This is a genomic window from Nocardioides sediminis (assembly GCF_003047295.1).
Lineage (GTDB): Bacteria > Actinomycetota > Actinomycetes > Propionibacteriales > Nocardioidaceae > Nocardioides > Nocardioides sediminis.
The window spans coordinates 122,269-146,077 of the sequence record NZ_PZYZ01000005.1 but is presented as its reverse complement, the minus strand read 5'-3'; the positions used below and the strand labels follow the sequence as shown (position 1 = coordinate 146,077).

At 72.5% G+C, this 23,809-nt stretch carries 21 protein-coding genes; 17 read left to right on the top strand and 4 right to left on the bottom strand.

The window, feature by feature from the left end; genetic code table 11:
- Window positions 1-6: 6 nt before the first annotated feature.
- Complete coding sequence (locus DAI17_RS13055; RefSeq protein WP_159081523.1) at window positions 7-1,422, bottom strand: glycoside hydrolase domain-containing protein; 1,416 nt, start codon at window positions 1,420-1,422, stop codon at window positions 7-9.
- Window positions 1,423-1,644: 222 nt separating this feature from the next.
- Between DAI17_RS13055 and purL the strand changes: the two genes are divergently transcribed.
- The 17 genes from purL to DAI17_RS12970 all read left to right on the top strand — a co-directional run bounded on the left by purL (window position 1,645) and on the right by DAI17_RS12970 (window position 19,502).
- Window positions 1,645-3,951, top strand: a complete 2,307-nt coding sequence (gene purL / locus DAI17_RS13050; RefSeq protein ID WP_199905107.1) for a phosphoribosylformylglycinamidine synthase subunit PurL — start codon at window positions 1,645-1,647, stop codon at window positions 3,949-3,951.
- Window positions 3,952-3,964: 13 nt separating this feature from the next.
- On the top strand, window positions 3,965-4,825 hold the full coding sequence (locus DAI17_RS13045) for an alpha/beta hydrolase family protein (protein WP_234412488.1): 861 nt from the start codon (window positions 3,965-3,967) through the stop codon (window positions 4,823-4,825).
- 101 nt (window positions 4,826-4,926) lie between these two features.
- Window positions 4,927-5,292 carry a sterol carrier family protein gene (locus tag DAI17_RS13040; RefSeq protein ID WP_107773633.1) on the top strand — a complete coding sequence of 122 codons (366 nt, stop codon included), beginning with the start codon at window positions 4,927-4,929 and terminating at the stop codon, window positions 5,290-5,292.
- Entirely contained in the window at window positions 5,293-6,093 is an 801-nt protein-coding gene (locus DAI17_RS13035) for a GNAT family N-acetyltransferase (protein WP_107773632.1), read from the top strand. It abuts the gene before it with no gap.
- Window positions 6,094-6,325: 232 nt separating this feature from the next.
- Window positions 6,326-7,525 carry a substrate-binding domain-containing protein gene (locus tag DAI17_RS13030; RefSeq protein ID WP_107773631.1) on the top strand — a complete coding sequence of 400 codons (1,200 nt, stop codon included), beginning with the start codon at window positions 6,326-6,328 and terminating at the stop codon, window positions 7,523-7,525.
- Window positions 7,526-7,573: 48 nt separating this feature from the next.
- On the top strand, window positions 7,574-8,338 hold the full coding sequence (locus tag DAI17_RS13025) for an ABC transporter ATP-binding protein (RefSeq protein WP_107773630.1): 765 nt from the start codon (window positions 7,574-7,576) through the stop codon (window positions 8,336-8,338).
- The gene (locus DAI17_RS13020) at window positions 8,335-9,063 is read left to right on the top strand and encodes an ABC transporter ATP-binding protein (protein ID WP_107773629.1); all 729 of its coding nucleotides are present in this window, start codon (window positions 8,335-8,337) and stop codon (window positions 9,061-9,063) included. The genes DAI17_RS13025 and DAI17_RS13020 overlap by 4 nt, the downstream gene beginning before the upstream one ends.
- A complete protein-coding gene (locus tag DAI17_RS13015) occupies window positions 9,060-9,938 on the top strand; it encodes a branched-chain amino acid ABC transporter permease (RefSeq protein ID WP_107773628.1) in 879 nt (292 codons plus the stop codon). Before DAI17_RS13020 ends, DAI17_RS13015 begins: the two co-directional genes overlap by 4 nt.
- Window positions 9,938-11,041, top strand: coding sequence for a branched-chain amino acid ABC transporter permease (locus DAI17_RS13010; protein WP_107773627.1), 1,104 nt, complete (start codon window positions 9,938-9,940; stop codon window positions 11,039-11,041). Before DAI17_RS13015 ends, DAI17_RS13010 begins: the two co-directional genes overlap by 1 nt.
- The gene (locus tag DAI17_RS13005) at window positions 11,038-12,582 is read left to right on the top strand and encodes a class I adenylate-forming enzyme family protein (protein ID WP_107773626.1); all 1,545 of its coding nucleotides are present in this window, start codon (window positions 11,038-11,040) and stop codon (window positions 12,580-12,582) included. The genes DAI17_RS13010 and DAI17_RS13005 overlap by 4 nt, the downstream gene beginning before the upstream one ends.
- Window positions 12,579-13,286 carry a TetR/AcrR family transcriptional regulator gene (locus DAI17_RS13000; protein WP_107773625.1) on the top strand — a complete coding sequence of 236 codons (708 nt, stop codon included), beginning with the start codon at window positions 12,579-12,581 and terminating at the stop codon, window positions 13,284-13,286. Before DAI17_RS13005 ends, DAI17_RS13000 begins: the two co-directional genes overlap by 4 nt.
- The gene (locus DAI17_RS12995; protein WP_107773624.1) at window positions 13,283-14,035 is read left to right on the top strand and encodes a 3-hydroxybutyrate dehydrogenase; all 753 of its coding nucleotides are present in this window, start codon (window positions 13,283-13,285) and stop codon (window positions 14,033-14,035) included. The genes DAI17_RS13000 and DAI17_RS12995 overlap by 4 nt, the downstream gene beginning before the upstream one ends.
- Window positions 14,032-14,928 (top strand): alpha/beta hydrolase, encoded by an 897-nt coding sequence (locus DAI17_RS12990; protein WP_107773812.1) that lies wholly within the window; start codon window positions 14,032-14,034, stop codon window positions 14,926-14,928. Before DAI17_RS12995 ends, DAI17_RS12990 begins: the two co-directional genes overlap by 4 nt.
- 63 nt (window positions 14,929-14,991) lie before the next feature.
- Entirely contained in the window at window positions 14,992-16,344 is a 1,353-nt protein-coding gene (locus tag DAI17_RS12985; protein ID WP_107773623.1) for a dipeptidase, read from the top strand.
- Window positions 16,345-16,504: 160 nt separating this feature from the next.
- Entirely contained in the window at window positions 16,505-18,031 is a 1,527-nt protein-coding gene (gene purF / locus DAI17_RS12980) for an amidophosphoribosyltransferase (protein ID WP_107773811.1), read from the top strand.
- Window positions 18,032-18,077: 46 nt separating this feature from the next.
- Window positions 18,078-19,172: a phosphoribosylformylglycinamidine cyclo-ligase gene (purM, locus tag DAI17_RS12975; RefSeq protein ID WP_199905131.1), complete on the top strand. Its 1,095-nt coding sequence runs from the start codon at window positions 18,078-18,080 to the stop codon at window positions 19,170-19,172.
- Between the two features lie 144 nt (window positions 19,173-19,316).
- On the top strand, window positions 19,317-19,502 hold the full coding sequence (locus DAI17_RS12970) for a DUF3073 domain-containing protein (RefSeq protein WP_107773621.1): 186 nt from the start codon (window positions 19,317-19,319) through the stop codon (window positions 19,500-19,502).
- A gap of 218 nt (window positions 19,503-19,720) precedes the next feature.
- Here the strand turns inward: DAI17_RS12970 and DAI17_RS12965 are convergent, their stop codons facing one another.
- The 3 genes from DAI17_RS12965 to DAI17_RS12955 all read right to left on the bottom strand — a co-directional run bounded on the left by DAI17_RS12965 (window position 19,721) and on the right by DAI17_RS12955 (window position 23,793).
- Entirely contained in the window at window positions 19,721-20,806 is a 1,086-nt protein-coding gene (locus DAI17_RS12965) for a Glu/Leu/Phe/Val family dehydrogenase (protein WP_107773619.1), read from the bottom strand.
- Window positions 20,807-20,897: 91 nt separating this feature from the next.
- Complete coding sequence (locus DAI17_RS12960; protein ID WP_107773617.1) at window positions 20,898-22,235, bottom strand: hypothetical protein; 1,338 nt, start codon at window positions 22,233-22,235, stop codon at window positions 20,898-20,900.
- A 46-nt stretch (window positions 22,236-22,281) separates the two neighbouring features.
- Window positions 22,282-23,793 carry a SulP family inorganic anion transporter gene (locus tag DAI17_RS12955; protein ID WP_234412487.1) on the bottom strand — a complete coding sequence of 504 codons (1,512 nt, stop codon included), beginning with the start codon at window positions 23,791-23,793 and terminating at the stop codon, window positions 22,282-22,284.
- Between the last annotated feature and the right edge of the window lie 16 nt (window positions 23,794-23,809).

Below are 23,809 nucleotides of genomic sequence, written 5' to 3'. Positions count from 1 at the left end.
CCTCGCTCAGAAGCGGCCCTTGGCCAGCTTCCGCCAGGTGCGTGCGTCGGTCGTGCCGGTGGGCGCCGCCTTGACCCGCGCCTGGTAGGCGAGCAGCGCGGTCCGGGTGGCCTCGTCGAAGGTGCCCGTGACGGCGACCTTCTGCCGGGCCGCCGTGAGCGCGCGCTGGAGCCGGAAGACGACCCGTCCGGTGGAGCCGACCTCCAGCACCGACCGGTCCTGGCCGGCGAGCAGCGCGACCCAGTGCTTGCGCCTCCAGGTCCGGGTGGGCGTGAATCCGCGCGACTTCATCCACGCCCCGGCGGCGCGCCGGGTCGCGCGGTCGTAGACGCCGTCCAGCTTGCCGACGTACCGCTTCTTCTCCTTGAGCAGGCACTGCAGGGCGAGGGTGCGGGTGCGGCTGGCCGCGCGCGGCTTGAGCGTGTAGTACGCCGGGAAGTCGACCCGGGTGCCGCCGCAGTGGGACTCGGGCGCCACGGCCGCGGGGGCGGGAGCGGGAGCCGGCGCGGGAGCGGGCGCCGGCGGAGCGGGGGTCCCGCTGAGCTCGAGCCAGTTGCTGTCGATGTTGATGGTGACGCCGCCCCACGTCTCGTTGTGGCCGCCGCGGTACTGCTTCATCCGGCCGCCGGGGCGCCAGCCGTCCTCCTTGATGTAGCTCGTGGACGTGTTGGCGATGCCGTCCCAGCGGGCGATCCAGATGCGGTCCGGCAGGGCGAACTGGCCGGGCCGGAACCGGCGGGCGTCGTCGAGCATCTTGATGCCCGAGCTCGCGCTGGAGTAGAAGCCGGCGACGTAGCCCAGCTGCTTGATCCGGGTGACCCACGCGCTGGTGAACGCCAGGGCGGACTCGCGGCAGCTGGTGTTGCCGAGGTCGAAGGCCTCGAGGTCGTACCAGAGCGTGGCGCCGGCGCCGATGCCCAGTGCGGCCGCGTCCGCGGCGTTCTTGTCGGCCTCGACCACGCCCTGGGCGCGGGCGGCGGCGTAGTTCCCCGCGGACCTCGGGTCGATCTTGAAGTCGTCGTCGTAGCGGGGGAACCGGTCGAGGCAGGAGGCCTGCGGACCCAGCGCGATCGGGAGCAGTCGCCAGCCGCGCGACACCTGCGTCGCCACCCAGGTGGGGGAGAGGTTGGGCTGGGTGCGGCAGGCGCGGGAGTCCCCCGAGATGTAGATGCCCACGGCGCGGAAGGGCGAGTGCTTGATCCACGCGTCCATGGCGGCCTGGGTCGGCGCGACGCACTGGTCGAAGCCGTGCCCGGTGAAGTCGCCGGGCGTCGCGGCTGCGATCCGGGCCGCCTGTCGCGCGGACGGGGCGGACGGCGTGGACGAGGAGGCCGGGTCCGACACGGCCGGCGACGGGATCGCGAGGACGGTGCCGGCGAGGGCGACGGCAAGGCTGGCGAGCAGGCTGGTTCGGCGGCGCACGGTGACTCCCACGACTCGGTGACGGACCGTCCCCCGAGGCGACGGCACGCCACCATAATCACTTCCGTCACACCCGTAACAGGGGAACGAATGAACTACAACGGAGTAGTTCGTCGCCGCCCTCCGGGCCGCCGCCGCGCCCGGGCGTCCGAGCGCGCGGGGCGCCGGTCACGGGCTGACCGACCGACCGGCACGACCTCGTCGGCCGGTAGATTGGCGTCCGTGCCCGAGACCCAGCAGGCCCTCCCCGAAGCCAGCACACGCGCCAGCACCCTCGACACCGTCGCCGTCGCGTCAGGCGACGCCGACCGGGACCAGCCGTGGGCCGACCTCGGACTCAAGTCCGACGAGTACGCCCGGATCCGCGAGATCCTCGGCCGTCGTCCCACGAGCAGCGAGCTCGCGATGTACTCCGTGATGTGGAGCGAGCACTGCTCCTACAAGTCCTCCAAGGTGCACCTCAAGCAGTTCGGCGAGATCCCCCAGGAGACGCCGGTCGGCAAGATGCTCGCCGGCATCGGCGAGAACGCCGGCGTCCTGGACATCGGCCAGGGCTACGCGGTGACCTTCAAGGTCGAGTCGCACAACCACCCGTCGTACGTCGAGCCGCACCAGGGCGCCGCCACCGGGATCGGCGGCATCGTCCGCGACATCCTGGCCATGGGCGCCCGCCCGGTCGCCGTGATGGACCCGCTCCGCTTCGGCCCGCTCGACGCGGCCGACACCCGCCGCGTGCTGCCCGGGATCGTGGAGGGCGTGGGGCACTACGGCAACTGCCTGGGCCTGCCCAACATCGGCGGCGAGGCGGTCTTCGACAGCACCTACCTCGGCAACCCGCTCGTCAACGCGCTCTGCGTCGGCGTGCTCCGCCACGAGGACCTCCACCTCGCCAAGGCGTCCGGCGTCGGCAACCAGGTCATCCTCTACGGCGCCCGCACCGGCGGCGACGGCATCGGCGGCGTCTCCGTGCTCGCCTCGGAGACCTTCGACGCCGACGGTCCCGCCAAGCGGCCCAGCGTGCAGGTCGGCGACCCCTTCATGGAGAAGCTGCTCATCGAGTGCACGCTCGAGATCTTCGCCGCGGGCCTCGTCGCCGGCATCCAGGACCTCGGCGGCGCCGGCCTCTCCTGCGCCACCTCCGAGCTGGCCAGCGCCGGCGACGGCGGGATGCAGGTCGAGCTCGACCGGGTGCCGCTGCGCGACTCCAGCCTGGCTCCCGAGGAGATCCTCATGAGCGAGTCCCAGGAGCGGATGATGGCGGTCGTCGAACCCGGCGACGTCGACGCCTTCATGGCGATCTGCGCCAAGTGGGACGTCGAGGCCGTCGTCATCGGCGAGGTCACCGACACCGGCCGACTCCAGATCGACTGGCACGGCGAGCGCGTCGTCGACGTGCCCCCGCGCTCGGTCGCCCACGACGGCCCGACCTACCACCGGCCCTTCGCCCGCCCGGCGTGGCAGGACGCCCTGCAGGCCGACGGCGCCGAGGCGCTGGCCCGCCCCGGGTCGGGGGAGGACCTGCGCGCGACGATGCTGCGCCTGGTCGCGAGCCCCAACCTCTGCGACAAGTCGTGGATCACCGACCAGTACGACCGCTACGTCCGTGGCAACACCGTGCTGGCCCAGCCCGCCGACAGCGGCATGGTGCGCGTCGACGACGAGACCAACCTCGGCGTCTCGGTCGCCACCGACTGCAACGGCCGCTTCGCCAAGCTCGACCCCTACGCCGGGGCGCAGCTCGCGCTGGCCGAGTCCTACCGCAACGTCGCCACCGGCGGCGCCCGCCCGCTCGCGATCTCGGACTGCCTCAACTTCGGCTCACCGGAGGACCCCGACGTCATGTGGCAGTTCGCCGAGGCCTGCCGAGGCCTCAAGGACGGCTGCCTCGAGCTCGGCATCCCGGTGACCGGCGGCAACGTCAGCCTCTACAACCAGACCGGCGAGACCGCGATCCTGCCCACGCCCGTCGTGGCCGTCCTCGGCGTTATCGAGGACGTCACGAAGCGCACTCCGAGCCACTTCGTCGCCGCCGGTGAGCGCGTCTTCCTGCTCGGCGAGACCCGTGAGGAGCTCTCCGGCTCGGAGTGGGCGCACGTCGTGCACGGCCACCTCGGTGGCCTGCCTCCGCGGGTCGACCTGACGGCCGAGAGGGCCCTGGGCGCGCTGCTGGCCGACGCGTCCGGCGATTCGCTTGTCACCAGTGCCCATGACCTGTCCGACGGCGGACTGGCGCAGGCCCTGGCGGAGGCCTCCTTCCGCAACGGGATCGGTGTCTCGGTCTCGGTGGACGACGTGGCCGGCGGGGATGCCTTCGTCGCCCTCTTCTCCGAGTCCGCTGCTCGCGCCATCGTGACGGTGACCACCGACGACGCCGACCGCCTCGTGGCCCTCGCCGAGCGCCACGGCGTACCCGTCACCCCGATCGGTCGGACCGGAGGAGACGCCGTCTCGGTCGAGGGGCAGTTCGAGGTGCCCGTCGCCGAGCTGCGCGACGCCTGGCGCGCGACCCTGCCGACCGCCCTGGCCTGACTGCGGGCCTGACGTGCGTCGGCCCGGGCCGGTGAGCCGGCGGGCGCTGCTGGCCGCGGTCGGGGTGCTGTCGGCCCTCGCCGCCTGCGGCGCGGACGACACGTCCCGCCCCGACGAACCCGCCCAGGACGCGACCACGGAGGACCCGATGACCGAACGACTCACCTACGGCGACGACCCCTCCCAGTTCGCCGACCTGCGCCGGCCCGACGGCGCGAGCCGCGGCGTCGTGGTCGTCATCCACGGCGGCTTCTGGAAGGCCGAGTACGACGCGTCGCTGGGCGTGCCGCTCGCCAAGGACCTGACCGACCGGGGATGGACGACCCTCAACGTGGAGTACCGCCGCGTCGGTAACGGCGGCGGCTTCCCCGCGACCTTCGACGACGTCCACGCCGCGATCGAGGCGCTCGCGGACGCCGACGTCGACACCTCCACCGTGGTCACGCTCGGCCACTCGGCCGGCGGCCACCTCGCCACCTGGGCGGCGGCGCGCGGACGGTTCGAGCCCTGGCCGACGACCGTCCCGGTGACCCACGTCGTGTCGCAGGCCGGCGTCGTCGACCTCACTGCGGCGTACGACCAGCAGCTGGGCACGGGTGCGGTCGAGGCGCTGATGGGCAGCGCGCCGGACAGCCCCGACTACGAGCTCGCCGACCCCGCCCGGCACGTCCCCCTCGAGGTCCCCGCCTGGATGGTGCACGCCCCCGACGACGACGTCGTGCCGATCAGCCAGTCCCGCGACTACGTCGCGGCGGCCCGTACGGCGGGCGCCGACGCCGAGCTGGTCGAGGTCGAGGGCGGCCACTTCGGGGTCATCGACGTGGAGTCGACGGCCTGGGCCGACATCGTCGCCGTCCTCGACTCCATCGCCTGACCGCACGCCGCGGGCAGTTCGCGTGTTCGAGCACGTGGGCCACGCTCGACGCCCGTCCCTGCGCCGCGAACTGCCCGAGTTGTGCGGGATAACCTCCCGGTGTGCCCGCCCGTCTCCGCCTCGCCGACCCTGCCGCCGTCGCATCGGCCCTCGAGAGCCGGACCCCCGCCGACGACCGCCTCCTGGTCAAGCACTTCCTCGCCGCACTGGCCGAGCGCGCCCCCGGTAACTCCGTCGAGGTCCGGGTGCCGCCGGTGGCCGCGGTACAGGTGGTCCCCGGCGTCCGGCACACCCGCGGCACCCCGCCCGCCGTCGTCGAGACCGACATCGACACCTGGATCGCGGTCGCCTCCGGCGAGCTGGCCTGGCACGACGCCGTCGCCAGCGGGCGGGTGCTGGCCAGCGGCGAGCGGACCGACCTCACGCCGTACCTTCCCCTCACCACCCGCCCGACGATCGAGGACTGAATGGACATCCGCTCGCTCGGCTTCCGCACCGACCTGCGCCTGCTGGAGATGACCGGCAGCGAGATCGAGGACCGCGGCACCCACCTCGTCGTCCGCACACCGGCCAACCCGACCTACTTCTGGGGCAACTTCATCCTGCTCAAGCAGCTCCCCGTCCCCGGCGGCGAGCGCGAGGTGATCGGCGCCTTCCACACCGAGTTCCCGACGGCCGAGCACGTCTCGATCGGCGTCGACGGCACCGAGGACCTCACCGAGGCCGTCCAGCCCTTCGTCGACGCGGGGCTCGAGGTCGAGAGCGGCGTCGTGCTCACCACTGGCTCGCTCGTCGCCCCGCGACCGGTCGCCGACGAGGTCGTCGTCCGCCCGCTGGAGAGCGACGACGACTGGGAGCGCCGCGCCCGGCTGAGCCACGCGCTTTGGTCGCGGATGGACGAGGCGACCTTCATGACCTACGCCCGCCGCAAGAACGACCAGGAGCGCGGCCTCGTCGCCCGCGGCCTCGGCCGGCGGTACGCCGCGTTCGTCGGCGACGAGCTCGTCAGCACGGCCGGCATCTTCGTCACCCACGCCGGCATCGCGCGCTACCAGAGCGTCGAGACCCACCCTGACCACCGGCGCCAGGGCCTGGCCGCGGCGGTCGTGCACGCGGCCGGCAAGCACGCGCTGGCGGCGTACGGGATCGAGGTGCTCGTGATCGCCGCCGACCACGACGGCGACGCGATCCGGATCTACCGCAGCCTCGGCTTCACCGACGCCGAGCGCCACCTCACCATGGAGCGGCGCGAGGGCGCCTGGGCCTGACCGCCCCGCCCCAGTCCTCGGCTCCGGGCGACCCCCGACCCTCCCGGTCGTGCGGGTTGGTCGGCGGTGCCTCCGACCGTCCCTCACGCTCGCCAGCGGGGTCGCACGCCCGTCGACGCCCGACCGCCCGACGCGCCGCAGGTCCTTGACACCCGGCTCGGCCCGCACCTATGTTTCGGAAACCCGAATCAGGTCTCAGGTTTGAGGCCGCACACCGAAAGGCTTGTCAGCGATGAGCGTGACCAAGAAGCACCTCCTGGGATCCGTTGCCGCATCGGCTGTCCTGGCTCTGTCGGCATGTGCGCCCTCCGCCACCGAGGGCGGCGACGGCGGCGCCGAGGGCGGCGTCGAGACCGTCGAGGTCGGCGTCATCACCTCCGAGACCGGTCCCCTCGCGATCTACGGCCAGGCGTTCCTGGACGGCTTCGACGCAGGTCTGGACTACGCCACCGACGGCACCGGCGAGGTCGACGGCATCAAGATCGAGGTTCGCAACGGCGACGACGCCGCCGACCCCGACAAGGCGGTCCAGCTCACCAAGGAGTACATCGGCGAGGGCGTCAAGATCCTCACCGGCACCGTCTCCTCCGGAGTCGCTCTCGGGATGGCCGAGCAGGCCGAGCAGAACCAGGTGCTCTACGTCTCCGGTGCTGCCGCCGCCGACGCCATCACCGGCATCAACGGCTACACCTTCCGGTCGGGCCGCCAGAGCCTGCAGGACGTCGCCACCGCCGGCACCTTCCTCGAGGACATCGAGGGGCAGAAGGTCGTGGTCTACGCCCAGGACAACGCCTTCGGCCAGGGCAGCGCCGACGCGGTCGAGGCCCTGCTCGGCGCCGAGGGCGCCGAGGTGAAGCAGCTGCTCGTGGCGGAGGACATCAAGGAGTTCACCTCCTTCTCCCAGCAGCTCAAGGACCAGAAGCCCGACCTCGTGTTCGTGGCGTGGGCCGGTGAGACGACCGGTTCGATGTGGCAGTCGCTCTCCCAGCAGGGCGTGTTCGACGCCGCCCCCGTCGTCACCGGCCTGGGTGACGTCGCGTCGTACGGCGCCTACGGACCGGTCGCCGAGCGGATCAGCTTCCTCTCGCACTACTTCGCCGACGCGCCCGACAACGACGTCAACACCGCGATGGTCGAGGCGGTCGAGGAGGCCGGGTCCGAGGTCGACCTGTTCACCCCCGACGGCTTCACGGCCGCCCAGATGATCGTCCACGCCATCGAGGAGGGCCAGGGCGACGTGGACGCCATGATCGCCGCTCTGGAGGGCCACAGCTTCGAGGCGCCCAAGGGCGAGGTGACCGTCCGTGAGGGCGACCACGCGCTGATCCAGGACATGTACCAGGCCCGCTTGGTCAAGGACGGCGACTCGTGGAAGGCCGAGCTGGTCGAGACGGTCCCGGCCGACGAGGTCGCCCCGCCCGAGGCCGGCTGAGACAGCCGGCCCGGACCACAGCTGCCGACCGCAGGAAGAGGGAACTTCGTGTCGACCCCAGCCACGCCCGCGTTGCAGGTGGCGGACCTCGGCCTCCGCATCGGAGGTGCCACCATCCTCGAGGACGTCGACCTGGAGGTCGAGAAGGGATCCTTCATCGGCGTGATCGGCCCCAACGGTGCCGGGAAGACGACCCTGTTCAACGTCGTCTCCGGCATCGCCCGGCCGACCAGCGGCACGGTGCACCTCGACGGCCGCGACGTCACCGGCATGCCGGTGCACCGCCGGGCACGGGCGGGGCTGGGCCGCACCTTCCAGACCTCCAGCCTCTTCCCCCAGCTCAGCGTCCGGGAGAACGTCCGGATCGCTGCCCAGGTCGCCCTCGGCGGCAGCCTGTCGCCACTGCGGTTCCCCCGTGCTGGGGACCGCGCCACCCGCGACGCCGTCGAGCACCTCCGCGAGGTCGGGCTCGGCGACAAGCTGGACCTGGCCGCCGGCGTCCTGTCGCACGGCGAGAAGCGCAAGCTGGAGATCGCCGTGCTCAGGGCCACCGACGCGGACGTGGTCCTCCTCGACGAGCCGATGGCCGGGGTCGGATCGGCGGACGTCGCCGGCCTGTCGGAGACCATCCGCTCCATGCACCGCGAGAAGGGCTGCACGATCCTGATGGTGGAACACCACATGGAGGTCCTGCTCGGCCTCGTGGAGAAGGTCGCGGTCATGTACTCCGGCACGATCATCGCCTTCGACACCCCCGCGGCCATCATGGCCAACCCGACGGTCCAGAGCGCCTACCTGGGAGCCAGCGCATGAGCGGGCCCATCCTCTCCGTGCAGCACCTGTCGGCCTCCGTCGCCGGCCAGCAGGTCGTCGAGGACGTGTCCTTCACGGTCCCCGCGACCGGCATCACCGCCGTGCTGGGTCGCAACGGCGTGGGCAAGACCTCCACGCTCAAGGCGGTCATGGGCCTCTACCAGCGCCGGGGCGAGATCACCCTTGCCGGCGAGCGCATCGACGGCCTGCCGACCCACAGGGTGGTGCAGCGCGGTGTCGGCTACGTGCCGGAGGACCGGGAGGTCTTCTCCCGTCTGACGGTCGCTGAGAACCTCCGGCTCGCCGAGCGCCAGCCCGAGCCGCGGCGCGAGCTCGTCGAGCGCCTCTTCCCCGACCTCGTGGCCCGCCGGGACCAGATGGCGGGCACCCTGTCGGGGGGTCAGCAGCAGATGGTCGCCCTGGCGCGCGCCCTCCTCAACGACAACCGCCTGCTGCTCGTCGACGAGCCGACCAAGGGGCTGGCCCCGCTGATCGTCGACCAGGTGGCGGACGCCCTCGAGGCGGCGTCCGAGACCGTCCCGATCCTGCTCGTGGAGCAGAACCTGGACGTCGTACGCCGACTGGCCGGCGATGCGGTCGTCATCGCCGGCGGGCGGGTCGTCCACGCCGCGCCCGCGGCCGCGCTCCTCGCCGACGAGGCGCTCACCCAGCGCCTGCTGGGCGTCCACGCCGAGACCCACGACGACAAGGGAGCTGCCCGATGAGCACCTTCGTGCTGCTCCTCGCCACCGGCCTCGGTCTGGGTGCGCTCTACTTCCTCGTGGCGTCGGGCCTGTCGCTGATCTACGGCCTCATGCACGTGCTCAACTTCGCGCACGGCTCGTTCCTCACCCTCGGGGCTTTCCTGGGCTGGGCCGTCGCACAGCGCATGGACCCGAGCAGCTGGACGGGCTTCGTCGCCTCCGTGCTGGTGGGTGCCCTCGTGGGCGCCCTGGTGGCGACGCTGACCGAGCTGCTCCTCATCCGCCCGCTCTACGACCGGCACATCGAGCAGGTGCTGGTCACCGTCGGGCTCTCCCTCGCGACGGTGGCCCTCTTCGAGGGCATCTGGGGCACGGACGCCGACTTCATCCGCGGCCCCGCCTGGCTCGACGAGACGACGGGCGTGCTCGGGGCCCGCATCCCCAACGACCGGTTCCTCATCATCGCCGTCGCGGTGCTGGTGCTGGTGGCGATCGTCGTGTTCCTGCGCAGGACCCGTTACGGGATGATCATCCGCGCCGGGGTGGAGAACCGGGCCATGGTGACCGCGCTGGGCATCGACGTGCGCCGCGCCTTCACCCTCGTCTTCGCCATCGGCGGAGCGGCGGCCGGCCTGGGTGGTGTCCTGGCGTCGCACTACTTCGGCTACGTCTCACCCACCCTGGGCGGCAGCCTCCTCATCTTCGCCTTCATCGTCACGGTCATCGGTGGACTCGGATCGCTCACCGGCGCGGCCGTCGCCTCGGTGCTCGTGGCCCTGCTCCAGCAGTTCGCCAACTACTACGCCGGCGGCACCGGCGACTTCGTCATCGTGCTGGCGCTGGCGGTCGTCCTGCTGGTCCGCCCGGCCGGCATCCTCGGGAAGGTGGCTGCCTGATGCGCAGGTCCTCATGGACGTCCCTCGGCCTCGGAGTCGCCGTCGTCACCCTTCTGGCGGTGCTGCCGCTGCTCGCGATCCAGGTCCCGGGGGTGCTGCCCGGCCCGACGTACACGCCGGGTGCCCTGCAGCTCCTCGCGCTGTGCATGGTCTACGCGACGCTGGCGCTCTCCTACAACATGCTCCTCGGCACCGGCGGGATGCTCTCGTTCGGCCACGCCCTCTACTTCGGCGGAGGCGCCTACGGACTGGGCATCGTGCTCGAGCGGACCGACCTGTCGCTGTGGCCGGCCGTCGCCCTCACGCTCCTCGGTGCCCTGGCCGTCGCGCTGGTCACCGGCGCGGTCAGCCTGCGGGTGTCCGGCATCCCGTTCGCGATGGTGACCCTCGCGTTCGCCCAGGCCGGCTCGGTGCTCGTCCGTCGCAACCCGGACGGGCTGACCGGCGGCGACGAGGGCCTCTCGCTCGACACCGAGCACGTGCCCGCCGCGCTCGTCGGCGTGGTCCACACCCGCAACCTCTACTGGCTGGCGCTGGCCGTCGTCGTGATCGCCTACTTGGCCGTCCTCTGGGTCGACCGGTCCCGCGTCGGTCACGTGGCCGCGGCGTCCCGCGAGAACGAGCTGCGGGTGCGGTCGCTGGGGCTGCAGCCCTACACGGCGAAGCTGTTCGTCTTCGTGGTCGGTGGCGCGGTCGCGTCGCTGGCAGGAGTGCTCTACCTGCTGCTCCAGTCCGGGACCGTGCCGCGGTCGGTGGGGGCCGACCTCACAGTCACGGTGCTCGTGATGGTGGTGCTCGGTGGCGTGGGGTCGAGGTGGGGCGCCATCGTCGGCGGTGTGATCTACACGTTGCTCAACCAGCGGCTCACGCTGCTCGCCGGTTCCGACGCGATCGAGTCCCTCCCCACCGTGCTGCACGTCCCGCTGTCGGAGCCCATGTTCATCCTGGGTGCGCTCTTCATCGCCGTCGTGCTGTTCATGCCGGGTGGCATCGCCGGCGCCGCACGCTCGGGGTTCGGTCGCGGTCGCTCCCGCAGCGGTGCCACCGTGCTCGAGGCCGCCGACGACCAGGGCGAGCAGCGGGTCCTGGAGCCGCAGCCGTGAGCAGGCCCCGCACGCTCCACGAGTGGCTCGCCGGCAGCGCCCGGCAGCACCCGACCAAGGTGGCGATCGACGACCGCGGCGTGCCGGTGACCTACGCCGAGCTCGACCGGCGCAGCGACGAGCTCGCTCGTGGCCTCACACAGGCCGGGTACGCCGTGGGCGACCGCGTGGTGACCCTGACCGGCAACTCGGCAGAGCACGTGGTGCTGTTCCTCGCGTGTGCCAGGACGGGGCTCGTGCTGGTGCCCATGTCCTGGCGGCTCACCCCGTCCGAGCTGGGCCCGATGATGGCCACCACCCGACCGTCGCTCGTGGTGGCCGAGGACGAGCTGCAGCGACTCGCCCGCGCGTCGCTCGACCGTGCCGGGCTGGCGGTGCCGATGACGGCACCCGGCAGCACCGGGGTGGAGTCGACCGTTCCCGTCCGGACGCCGGGCCCGGAGCGCGGGCCCGAGCCACGCGGCCCGGTCGACGACGACCCCCTGCTGGTGGTCTTCACCTCCGGCAGCGAGGCCTCGCCGAAGGGTGTGGTGCTCAGCCATGCCAACGTCGCCTCCAACAGCCTCGCGATGGCCGAGGCCACGGGACTGACTCACTGCGACGTCGTGCTGGCGACCCTGCCGCAGTTCCACGTCGCGGCCTGGAACTGCCAGCCGCTGGCGGCGTGGTGGCACGGCGCGACCGTGGTGCTGGAGCGCTCCTTCGAGCCGGCACGCGTGCTGCGACTGGTGGCCGATCGCGGCGTGACCACCATGATGTGCGTGCCCACGCAGCTCCACCTCCTGGCCGCCGACCCGACCTTCCCGAGAGCCGACCTGGTCAGCCTGCGCCACGCGGTGGTCGGAGGGGCCTCGATGCCGGAGTCGCTGCGCCGCGTGTGGGCCCAGCACGGCGTCCAGGTGGGCCAGGGCTACGGCCTGACCGAGGCCTCGGCCAACGTCCTCTACCTGCCACCGAGCGAGGCGGCCGACCATCCCGAGGCGGTCGGTTGGCCCTATCCCGGTGTCGAGGTGCGACTCGTGGGTGAGGACGGTCCGGTGGAGGGCGTCGGTCAGGGGGAGCTGCAGGTGCGTGGCCCCGGAGTGTTCACCGGCTACCTCCACGACCCCGAGCGCACGGCCGCGGCCCTCGACGGGGAGTGGCTCCGCACCGGCGACCTGGCCGCCCGCGACCAGGACGGCTGCCACCGCATCGTCGACCGGCTCAAGCACATCTACATCTCCGGGGGCGAGAACGTCGCGCCGGCCGAGGTCGAGGCGGTGCTGGTCAGTCACCCGCTGGTCGCCGACGCGGCGGTGGTCGCCGTCCCCGACGAGGTGTGGGGCGAGGTCGGCGTCGCGTTCGTGCAACCCGTCCCCGGTGCCCGGTTGACGGTCGAGGACGTCCTCGCCCACGCGCGCGAGCACCTGGCGGGCTTCAAGGCCCCGCGCGAGGTCCACGTGCTCGAGGACCTCCCGCGCACAGGCATCGGCAAGATCGCCCGCGCCGACCTGCGTCGCCGGGTCGAGGTCGTCCCGGCCGTGGGGAGGGGAGCGCGGTGACCGCCTCCGACTTCAGCGAGGTCGAGCGGCGCGCCGACCCGCAGTCCGCGGACGCCCCGCGGCGTACGAAGCGGGGGCAGGCGACGCAGCGCAAGCTGCTCGAGGCCGCCGAGGAGGTGTTCGCCGAGCTCGGCTACCACGAGGCCTCGGTCGTGAAGATCACCGAACGCGCCGGCATCGGGCTCGGCACGTTCTACCTCTACTTCGACAGCAAGCGGACGATCTTCGAGGCGCTGGTCATCGACCTCAACCGCCGGGTGCGGCACTCGATGGCCGAGGCCATGCAGGGCGCCTCGACCCGGCTGGAGGCGGAGCGCGCAGGGTTCGCGGGCTTCTTCCGTTTCACCGCCGAGCACCCGGCCCTCTACCGGGTGGTCCGGGAGGCCGAGCAGGTCTCACCGGAGGTGCTCCACCTGCACTACACGCGCATCGTCGACGGGTACGTCGAGGGCCTGCGCGCCGCCCAGGCCGCCGGGGAGGTGTCCGACATCGACCCCGAGGTCGCCGCCTGGGCCCTCATGGGCATCGGCGAGCTGGTGGGAGCCCGCTACATCCTCTGGGAGCGCGACGCCGACGACCGTCGGCCGACCGAGATCGACCCGCACGTGTTCGACCACATGATGCGTTTCATCGAGACCGCCCTGGCCCCGGGCCCGGGCGACGAGGGCCGGGCACTCCCGGCCGACGAGGAGGCAGGACAGTGAGCGTTCGCTACCTGGAGGGCAGGCGTGCCCTCGTCACCGGCGGCGCCAGCGGCATCGGGCGGGCCACCGCCGAGCAGCTGGCTGCCGCGGGTGCCCACGTGACCGTGGCGGACGTCGACGGCGACGCGGCCGGCAAGGTCGCGGCGGACATCGGTGGGGAGGTGTGGACCGTCGACCTCGGCGACACGGCCGCGCTCGACGACCTCGCGCTGGACGTGGACATCCTGGTCAACAACGCCGGGATCCAGCGGGTCTCGCCGCTCCCCGACTTCGACCCCGACGCCTTCCGCCTGATCCACCGGGTGATGCTCGAGTCCCCGTTCCTGCTGGTGCGTGCCGCGCTGCCCGGGATGTACGCCCGCGGCTGGGGCCGCGTGGTCAACGTGTCCAGCGTGCACGGGCTGCGCGCCAGCGCCTTCAAGGCCGCCTACGTCGCCGCCAAGCACGGACTGGAGGGCCTGTCGAAGGTCACGGCCCTTGAGGGAGGCCCGCACGGGGTCACCAGCAACTGCATCAACCCCGGCTACGTCCGCACCCCGCTGGTCGAGAAGCAGGTCGCGGACCAGGCTCGGGCCCACGACATCCCCGAGGACGAGGTCGTGGAGAAGGTGATGCTCACCGAGAGCGCCGTCAAGCGCCTCGTCGAGCCGGACGAGGTCGCGTCGCTCGTCGCGTGGATGTGCTCCGACGCCGCCGGCATGGTGACCGGTGCGTCGTACACGATGGACGGCGGGTGGACCGCGCGATGACCACGCCCTACCGCACCACGGACGTCCCCGTGTTGGGCGGCACGCTCCGGGTCGGGCTGTGGGGGCCCGACACGGCCGACGCGCCGACGGCACTGCTCGTGCACGGGATCACCGCCTCGCACCGCTCCTGGCGGCTGGTCGCCGAGCGGCTCCCGGGGTTCCGCCTCGTGGCTCCCGACCTCCGTGGCCGGGGGCGCAGCCATCCCGAGGGGGACGCGGGGATGGTGGCCCACGCCGACGACCTGGTCGCCGTCCTCGACCACCTGGGCATCGACCGGACCGTCCTCGTGGGCCACTCGATGGGCGCCTTCGTCGGTCTCGTGATGGGGGACCGTCACCCCGACCGGGTGAGCCGTCTCGTCCTCGTCGACGGCGGCCTGCCCCTCGCGGTGCCGGAGGGTCTCACGGCCGACGAGGTCATCTCGTTCGTGCTCGGCCCGACCGCCGAACGCCTGGCGATGCGGTTCGCGGACGTCGAGGCCTACTACGACTTCTGGCGACGACACCCCGCCTTCGCGGCCGACTGGACGCCCGCGCTCGAGGACTACCTGGCCTACGACCTCGTGGGGCAGGAGCCCGAGCTGCGACCGGCCACGAGCTACGACGTGATGGCGCGCGACACCGTCGACCTCAACACCGGCACGGCACTCGCGTCCGCCTTGACCCGCGTGCGGCACCCGGCGCTCCTGCTGACCGCTCCTCGCGGCCTCCTGGACGAGACACCTGGGCTCTACGAGGCCACCCGGCTCGAGGGCATGCTGGAGACACTCCCGATGGTCACCGCCCGCGAGGTGGAGGACACCAACCACTACACGATCACCATGGGGGAGCGCGGGGCGTCGGCCGTCGCCGCCGCGGTGCAGGACGAGGTGGCGGCGATGGCCACCGCGTGATGCCGGTCGGCGGGCGAGGGTGCCGGGGTCCGGCCGGCACCTTGTCCGACTAGGGTGCGGGCCATGACGATCGACATCCGCGCCCGCCTCGCCGAGGTGCTCCCCGGCATCCGCAAGGACCTCGAGGACCTGGTCCGCATCCAGTCCGTCAGCGCCGACCCGGCCCGCGCCGGCGAGGTCGAGCGCAGCGCCGAGGCCACCCGTGACCTCTTCGCCGCCGAGGGCTTCGAGACCGAGATCGTCCGGGCGTACGACGGCGCCCCGCCCGCCGTGATCGCCGAGAAGGCCGGTCCCGAGGGCGCCCCCACCGTGCTGCTCTACGCCCACCACGACGTCCAGCCCGAGAACGACCACGCCGACTGGGACTCGCCGCCGTGGGAGCCCACTGCCAGGGAAGACGGGCGGGGCGACCTCCGTCTGTTCGGGCGCGGTGCCGCCGACGACAAGGCCGGCATCGCCGCCCACCTCGGCGCCGTCCGCATCTTCGGCGACGAGCTGCCGGTCAACCTCGTCATGTTCATCGAGGGCGAGGAGGAGGTCGGCTCGGACACCCTGGTCGAGCTGCTCAACACCTACAAGGACCGCCTCGAGGCCGACGTCATCGTGATCGCCGACTCCGGCAACTGGGACATCGGCGAGCCGGCCCTCACCACGTCGCTGCGCGGCCTGGTCCGGATGGACGTCGAGGTACGCACGCTCACCCACGCCGTCCACTCCGGCATGTGGGGCGGCCTCGTCCCCGACTCGATCATGGCCCTGAGCCGTCTCATCGCCAGCCTCAACGACGACGCCGGCGACGTCGCCGTCGAGGGGCTGCACTCCGGCCCGGCGGCCGACGTGGAGTACCCCGAGGAGCGCCTGCGCGCCGAGTCCGGCGCCGCCCCCGGCATCGAGTGGATCGGCCAGGGCAGCGTCGTCGAGCGCCTGTGGACCAAGCCGTCCGTCTCGATCACCGGCCTCGACGCCCCCAAGGTCGAGGGCGCCTCCAACACCCTGGTTCCCGCCGCCCGCTGCCGCATCAGCATGCGCATCGCCCCCGGGGACACCACGCAGAACGCCGTCGAGTGCCTCCAGCGGCACCTCGAGAAGCACGTCCCGTGGGGCGCCACGCTCCAGACGACGGTCGTCGACACCGGCGAGGCCACCCAGATCGACGCCACCGGCCCGGCGTACGACGCGGCCCGCGCCGCCTTCGCGGAGGCCTGGGACGGCACCGAGCCGGTCGACATGGGCGTCGGCGGCTCGATCCCGTTCATCGCCGAGTTCCTCGAGGCCTTCCCGCAGGCCAGCGTGCTGGTGACCGGTGTCGAGGACCCCGACACCCGCGCCCACGGCGCCAACGAGGGTCTGCACCTCGCGGAGTTCGAGAAGGTCGTGCTCGCCGAGGCGCTGCTCCTGCGCAACCTCGGCGCCTGAGCGGTCCTGCCGCGGAATCACCGGGCGCCCGGTGATTCCGCGGGTTCGCGCGCACTGCAGCGTGCGCGAACCCACGGGAGCGCGCGCCTACCTCGCGCCCCGCGGGGCCATCGTGGACGGGGCCGCGCGCGTGTGGTCCGAGGGCCCGTAGACTCCAGTGGTGCCCACGCCGACGAGCAAGCGCAAGGGCGGTGACGGCCGCCTGACGACTGCCATCGACCCCCACGACCAGGGCCCGCAGGACGCCTGTGGCGTCTTCGGCGTCTGGGCCCCGGGCGAGGACGTCGCCAAGCTCACCTACTTCGGGCTCTACGCGCTCCAGCACCGCGGCCAGGAGTCCGCCGGCATCGCGGTGAGCAACGGCCGGCAGATCCTGGTCTACAAGGACATGGGCCTGGTCTCGCAGGTCTTCGACGAGTCGACGCTCGAGTCCCTCAAGGGGCACGTGGCCGTCGGCCACTCGCGCTACTCGACCACCGGCGCCAGCACGTGGCACAACGCGCAGCCCACGTTCCACCCCACCGCGACGGGCTCCATCGCGCTGGCCCACAACGGCAACCTCATCAACACCCCCGAGCTGGCCCAGATGGTCACCGACGGGGAGGGGGAGACGCTCGACCTCCAGATGCGGATGCCGCCCGCGTCGACCAACGACACCTCGGTGGTCACCCAGCTGCTCGCGCACCACCCCGGCCAGACGGTCGAGGAGCGCGCCGCCGACCTGCTCCCGCAGATCGAGGGCGCCTACTCGTTCGTCTGGATGGACGAGCACACCCTGTACGCCGCCCGCGACCCCCAGGGCATCCGGCCCCTGGTCCTGGGACGGCTGGAGCGTGGGTGGGTGATCGCCTCCGAGACGGCCGCCCTCGACATCGTCGGCGCCTCCTTCATCCGCGAGATCGAGCCCGGCGAGATGGTCGCCGTCGACGAGGACGGGCTGCGCACGCAGCAGTTCGCCGAGCCGGCGCCCAAGCACTGCCTGTTCGAGTTCGTCTACCTCGCGCGGCCCGACACCCTGATCACCGGCCAGCGCGTCCACAGCGTGCGCGTCGAGATCGGCCGGCGGCTGGCCAAGGCGTTCCCGGCGGACGCCGACCTGGTCATCCCGGTGCCCGAGTCCGGCACCCCGTCCGCGATCGGGTACGCCGAGCAGTCCGGCATCCCCTACGGCACGGGCCTGGTCAAGAACTCCTACGTCGGCCGGACGTTCATCCAGCCGAGCCAGACCATCCGCCAGCTCGGCATCCGCCTCAAGCTCAACCCGCTGCGCGACGTCATCGAGGGCAAGCGCCTCGTCGTGGTCGACGACTCGATCGTGCGGGGCAACACCCAGCGCGCCCTGGTGCGCATGCTCCGGGAGGCCGGCGCCCGCGAGGTGCACGTCCGCATCAGCTCGCCGCCGGTCAAGTGGCCGTGCTTCTACGGCATCGACTTCGCGACCCGGGCCGAGCTGATCGCCAACGGCCTGACCTCCGACGAGATCTGCCGCTCGATCGACGCCGACTCGCTGGGCTACATCGACCTCGAGGACCTGGTCGAGGCGACCTCGGTGCCGATGGACGACCTGTGCCGCGCCTGCTTCGACGGCCAGTACCCGATCCCGCTGCCCGAGCCCGAGCGTCTCGGCAAGGGGATCCTGGAGCCCGCGGCCGACCGGGTGGCGCTGCCCGTGCTCAACAACCCCTGACCCCTCGCCGTACCCCCAACGCAGGAGCGACGTGACCGACAGCGACGTGACCCACCCCGAGACGTCCACGACCGAACCCTCCACAGGGCGGCAGGGTGCCTACGCCGCCGCCGGGGTCGACATCGAGGCCGCGGACCTGGCCATCGAGCTGATGAAGGGCTCGGTCGCCCGGGCCACCCGCCCGGAGGTGATCGGCGGCCTGGGCGGCTTCGCCGGCCTCTTCGACGCCTCGGCGCTCACCCGCTACGAGCGCCCGCTGCTCGCGACCTCGACCGACGGCGTCGGCACCAAGGTCGCGATCGCGCAGGCGATGGACGTGCACGACACCATCGGCTTCGACCTCGTCGGGATGGTCGTCGACGACCTCGTGGTGTGCGGCGCCGAGCCGCTCTTCATGACCGACTACATCGCCACCGGTCGCGTCGTCCCCGAGCGGATCGCGGCCATCGTCAAGGGCATCGCCGACGCCTGCGTCGTGGCCGGCTGCGCACTGGTGGGGGGCGAGACCGCCGAGCACCCCGGCCTCCTCGCCCCCGACGAGTACGACGTGGCGGGTGCGGCCACCGGCGTCGTCGAGGCCGACCGGCTGCTCGGCCCCGGGCGCGTCCGGCCGGGGGACGTCGTCCTGGCGATGGGCTCCAGCGGCCTGCACTCCAACGGCTACTCCCTGGTCCGGCACGTCCTGCTGGGGGCGGGCGGACCGGGCTGGTCGCTGGACCGCGACGTCGACGTGCTCGGCCGCACCCTGGGGGAGGAGCTCCTGGAGCCGACCCGGATCTACGCCAAGGCCTGCCTGGACCTCGCCACGCAGGCCGAGGTCCACGCGATGTCCCACGTCACCGGCGGCGGGCTGGCGGCCAACCTCGAGCGGGTCATGCCGGTCGAGGTGTCCGCGACCCTGGACCGCGGCACCTGGTCGCTCCCGCCCGTCTTCTCACTGGTCGCCGAGGTCGGCGACGTCTACCGCGAGGACCTCGAGGCGACCCTCAACTGCGGGGTCGGCATGGTGGCGCTGCTGCCGGCCGAGGTGGCCGACCGGGCGGTCGCCGTGCTGGACGGCCACGGGATCCCCGCCTGGGTCGCCGGCGAGGTCGTCGAGGGCGGCGAGGGCCGTGTCCGGCTCGTCGGGGACCACCGCTGAGCCGTTCCGAGGCCCGTCTCGGCGATTCGGTCGGTCCCGGCGTGCGGGAACAGCCACCCAACAGGTAGCGTTGTCCCCACGAGACATTCTTGAGACAGCCCGGGAGCCTTGGTGCCCCGGCCGATTTGCGAGGGGGCTGACCCTATGGGGCGCGGCCGAGCGAAAGCCAAGCAGACGAAGGTCGCCCGCGACCTGAAGTACCGGACTCACGAGACGGACTTCGGGGCGCTGGCCAGCGAGCTTCACGGCGACACAGGCAAGAAGGACGAGCAGGTCGATCCTGAGCTCCTCGAGAAGTGGTCCGACGTCATCGAGCCGTCCCGCGACTGACCTCGCGGCCCGGTCACGCTGACCGGGCACTCTCGGTGCCGTACGACGCCCTGACCGGGCAGTGCGGGCGCGCCCGCACCACGTGACCGGGCACTTCCGTGCGCGAAGAACCGGTCGACCGGGCACGTGTGCGCGCGCGACGACGACCGAGCACCTCCCGGCACGTGCCAGGAAGTGCCCGGTCGGTGGTTGTCACGCGTCCGGAAGTGCCCGGTCGGTCAGGGGAGCCAGACGCCCCGCAGCCGGCCGACGTCGCGCATGCGCCGCTCGGCCAGCCGGTCGGCGGCGATCGCGGGCGCGACGCCGTCGGCGGCCGCGAGCTCGAACACGGCCTTGGTCGTGTCGTAGATCCCGGTCGCCCGCTGCTGCGCGCGCTCGAAGGAGAAGCCCTCGAGCTCGTCGGCGACCTGGATGAGCCCGCCGGAGTTGACGCAGTAGTCGGGCGCGTAGAGGATCCCGCGGTCCTCGAGCTGCTTCTCCACGCCCGGGTGCGCGAGCTGGTTGTTGGCGGCGCCGCAGACGATCTTGGCCGACAGCACGTCGACGACCTCGTCGGTGAGCGCGCCGCCGAGGGCGCAGGGGGCGTAGACGTCGAGCGGCGAGGCGACCAGCTCGTCGGTCGAGGCGACGGCGGTCACCGACTCGTGCTCGGCGACCAGCGCGTCCACAGCGGGCCGGTGCACGTCGGTGATCACCACCGAGGCGCCGTCCTCGACCAGGTGCCGCACGAGGTGGCGACCGACCTTGCCGACCCCCGCGACGCCGACCGTGCGCCCGTGCAGGGTCGGGGCGCCCCAGACGACCTCGGCCGCCGCGCGCATGCCCTGGAACACGCCGTACGCCGTGAGCACCGAGCTGTCGCCCGCGCCACCGTGGGCGGTCGTGCGGCCGGTGACGAAGTCGCACTCCCGCGCGATGTGGTCCATGTCGGCCGAGAAGGTCCCCACGTCGCAGGCGGTGTAGTAGCGCCCGCCGAGCGACTGCACGAAGCGCCCGTAGGCGCGCAGCAGCGCCTCGGTCTTGAGGGTCGCCGGGTCGCCGATGATGACCGCCTTGCCGCCGCCGAGGTCCAGCCCGGCGAGCGCGGCCTTGTAGGACATGCCGCGCGAGAGGTTGAGGACGTCCTCGATCGCGTCGTCCGTGCTCGCGTAGGGGTAGAAGCGGGTGCCGCCGAGGGCGGGACCGAGCGCGGTGGAGTGGATGGCGACGATGGCCTTCAGGCCCGTGGCCCGGTCGTTGCAGAAGACGACCTGCTCGTGCTCGCTGCCGAGGTCGAAGACGTCGACAGAGGGGTTTCCAGACATGGGTGCTGTCCTTCGGGTGTCGTGGCGGTCGCGGGGTGGTGCGACCCGGTCGTGGCGCTCACGTGGGTGGTGATCGCCGTCACCTCGAAGGTTAGTCCGCTTCGGCCATCACGACGACGTCGCCGTGCGTGCCGTAGCCGAGGAGGCGTCCGCCCGTCGGCCGTCCGTTGAAGGCGACCATCAGCCAGCGGCCGTCCACGCGGGCGAGGGTGGGCCAGGGCAGGTTGGTCGGGTACGGCGCGTCCAGCTCGCCGCGCTCGACGAGGTCGGTCCCGAAGACGGGGAACCGTGCCCGCTCGCCGCGGCGTCCGTCGCGCCCGTCGCTGGCCAGCACCACGAGCTCGTCGTCCACCCGGAGCAGCGTGGTCCCCTCGGTCGCCCGCCGGTCGGGTGCCGCCGACACCAGCGCGAGGGAGTCGAGCGACGGGCCGGCCGCCAGGGCCGGGTGGAAGCGGAAGAAGCGGCTCGCGCTGACGAAGCCGACCAGCCAACGCCCGTCCTCGCGGACGAGGTGCGGGTCCCAGACGGCCACCGAGGTGAGCCCGTCGGTGGGCAGCGGCAGCTCGGCGGTGTCCAGCACGTGCTCGCCGTGCAGGACGTCGACCGACGCCTCGACGGTCGCCAAGGTCACCCGCAGCGTCGACGGTGAGGCACGCGTGGCCCGGGTCGGCTGCTCGAAGTCGCCCCACGTGCTGGTCGCCACCAGCCACCGGTCGCCGTCGCGGACGACGTGCGTCGCGTGGTCGCCGTACACGCCCGCCTTGTCGGGCCGGCGGAAGAACAGGTCCCCGGTGTGCCGCAGGTCCAGGGTGTCGGGGGAGAGCCGCCACAGGCTGGTGTGCGCGGTGTCGAAGAACCCCGGTCCGGCCGACGTGGCGCTCAGCCAGAGGTCCCCGTCGTCGCGCAGCGGGCTGCCGTCCGCCTCGTTGACCAGGCGCAGGTCCCGCAGCCCGAGCTGCCCGAAGCCCCCGGCGACGGACGGCCGCGGGGGCAGCTCGACGCCCAGGGTCGCGAGTGCCTCCTCGTCGTGGACGTCGACGTGGTCGTCGCGCAGGTCCCGCCGGGCGCGGGCGACCCAGTGACCCGCCTCGCGCGACCAGGCCGTGAGGTGGGTGCCGGTCAGGGTGACGCCGAGCTCGGTCGGCGACTCGGCCCGCCCCGTCCTGCGGCTCCGGTGCTCGCTGGTGCCGCGCCCGTCGGTGATCGTCAGCGACAGCGATGCGCCGTCGTACGCCATCCCGAGCCGCGTGCCGGGCAGGTGCAGGGCGAGGAACGACGAGTCGGAGGGCGATTCCAGCCTCGTCGTCGCCGCGACGTACGGCGCGGGCGCGGGCATGGCGTGCATGCCACCCTCGTCGGTGGTCACCCGCGCCCGGGAGACCAGCTCGATCGGCCGGAGCCGGCGCACGATCTCGAGGCGAGGCAGCACCGGGGGATTGTCGCAGCCGGCGCCGCGTCGGTTCGAGCGGTGCCCGTCAGTGCGAGGGCAGCGACCCGCTCAACCGGCCATGCCGCTCGGCGCTGGAGGCGTTGAGTCCGACGATCTCGACGGCCTTGCCCTTGCGCTCGTACTTGGTCGTGATGGCGTCGAGCGAGGCGACCGTGGAGGCGTCCCACACGTGTGACCGGGAGAGGTCGATGACGACGTGGTCGGGGTCCTCGGCGTAGTCGAACTGGGTGTAGAGGTCGTTGCTGGAGGCGAAGAACAGCTCGCCGGTCACCCGGTAGACCGCCGAGACCGTGCCGTCGCGGTTCTCCACCAGCTCGCGGTGCGTCTCGGTCAGGTGCGCGACACGTCGGGCGAAGAGGGTCATCGCGACCAGGACGCCCGCGACGACACCGATGGCCAGGTTGTGGCTCAGGACCGTCACCACCACGGTGGCGACCATGACGGTCGTCTCGGACTTCGGCATCCGGCGCAGCGTGGTGGGCTGGACGGAGTGCCAGTCGAACGTGCCCACGGACACCATGATCATGACCGCGACGAGTGCGGCCATCGGGATGAGGGCGACGACGTCGCCGAACCCGACGACGAGGACCAGCAGGAAGACACCGGCCAGGAACGTCGAGATCCGGGTGCGCGCCCCGGAGGCCTTCACGTTGATCATCGTCTGGCCGATCATCGCGCAGCCGCCCATGCCGCCGAAGAAGCCGGTGACGACGTTGGCGGCGCCCTGTCCCCAGGCCTCCCGCGTCTTGTCGGAGTGGGTGTCGGTGATGTCGTCGACCAGCTTGGCGGTCAGCAGCGACTCGAGCAGTCCGACCAGGGCCATGGCGAGGGCGTACGGGGCGATGATCTCGAGGGTCTCGAGGGTCCACGGCACGTCCGGCACGAGGAGGGACGGGAGGCTGTCGGGGAGCTCGCCCTCGTCGCCGACGTCCGGGACGTTGATCGCGGCCAGCAGGGTGAACGCCGTGAGGGCGACGATCGCGACCAGCGGGGCGGGCACGACCCGCGTCACCCGCGGCAGCGCGACGATCGCGGCGATGCCGACGGCGACCATCGGGTAGACGAGCCACGGCACGTCGACGAGGTGCGGGACCTGCGCCATGAAGATGAGGATCGCCAGGGCGTTGACGAACCCGACCATCACCGAGCGCGGGATGAAGCGCATCAGCCGGGCCACCCCGGCGAGGCCGAGCACGACCTGGAGCACGCCGCCGAGGAGCACCGTGGCGATGAGGTGGTCGTAGCCGTGGTCGCGCATCACCGGCGCGATCACCAGCGCGATGGCGCCGGTCGCCGCGGAGATCATGGCGGGCCGTCCGCCCAGGAACGCGATCGAGACCGCCATGGTGAAGGAGGCGAAGAGGCCCACGCGCGGGTCCACCCCGGCGATGATCGAGAAGGAGATCGCCTCGGGGATCAGCGCCAGCGCGACGACCAGACCCGCCAAGACCTCGGTGCGCAGCATCTTCGGCGACCGCAGGGCGGTCAGGACGGTGGGCTCGGGACTGGTCTCGGGCGCGTACGACGTGGTGGTCACGGGTCTCCGTTCGTCC

What these genes read in the sequence shown, in the direction of transcription:
- DAI17_RS12965 (WP_107773619.1), bottom strand. Translation starts at nt 20,806, where the DNA reads ATGTCTGGAAACCCCTCTGTCGACGTCTTCGACCTCGGCAGCGAGCAC.
- DAI17_RS13020 (WP_107773629.1), top strand. Translation starts at nt 8,335, where the DNA reads ATGAGCGGGCCCATCCTCTCCGTGCAGCACCTGTCGGCCTCCGTCGCC.
- DAI17_RS13010 (WP_107773627.1), top strand. Translation starts at nt 9,938, where the DNA reads ATGCGCAGGTCCTCATGGACGTCCCTCGGCCTCGGAGTCGCCGTCGTC.
- DAI17_RS12970 (WP_107773621.1), top strand. Translation starts at nt 19,317, where the DNA reads ATGGGGCGCGGCCGAGCGAAAGCCAAGCAGACGAAGGTCGCCCGCGAC.
- DAI17_RS13035 (WP_107773632.1), top strand. Translation starts at nt 5,293, where the DNA reads ATGGACATCCGCTCGCTCGGCTTCCGCACCGACCTGCGCCTGCTGGAG.
- DAI17_RS13030 (WP_107773631.1), top strand. Translation starts at nt 6,326, where the DNA reads ATGAGCGTGACCAAGAAGCACCTCCTGGGATCCGTTGCCGCATCGGCT.
- DAI17_RS12990 (WP_107773812.1), top strand. Translation starts at nt 14,032, where the DNA reads ATGACCACGCCCTACCGCACCACGGACGTCCCCGTGTTGGGCGGCACG.
- DAI17_RS12985 (WP_107773623.1), top strand. Translation starts at nt 14,992, where the DNA reads ATGACGATCGACATCCGCGCCCGCCTCGCCGAGGTGCTCCCCGGCATC.
- DAI17_RS13015 (WP_107773628.1), top strand. Translation starts at nt 9,060, where the DNA reads ATGAGCACCTTCGTGCTGCTCCTCGCCACCGGCCTCGGTCTGGGTGCG.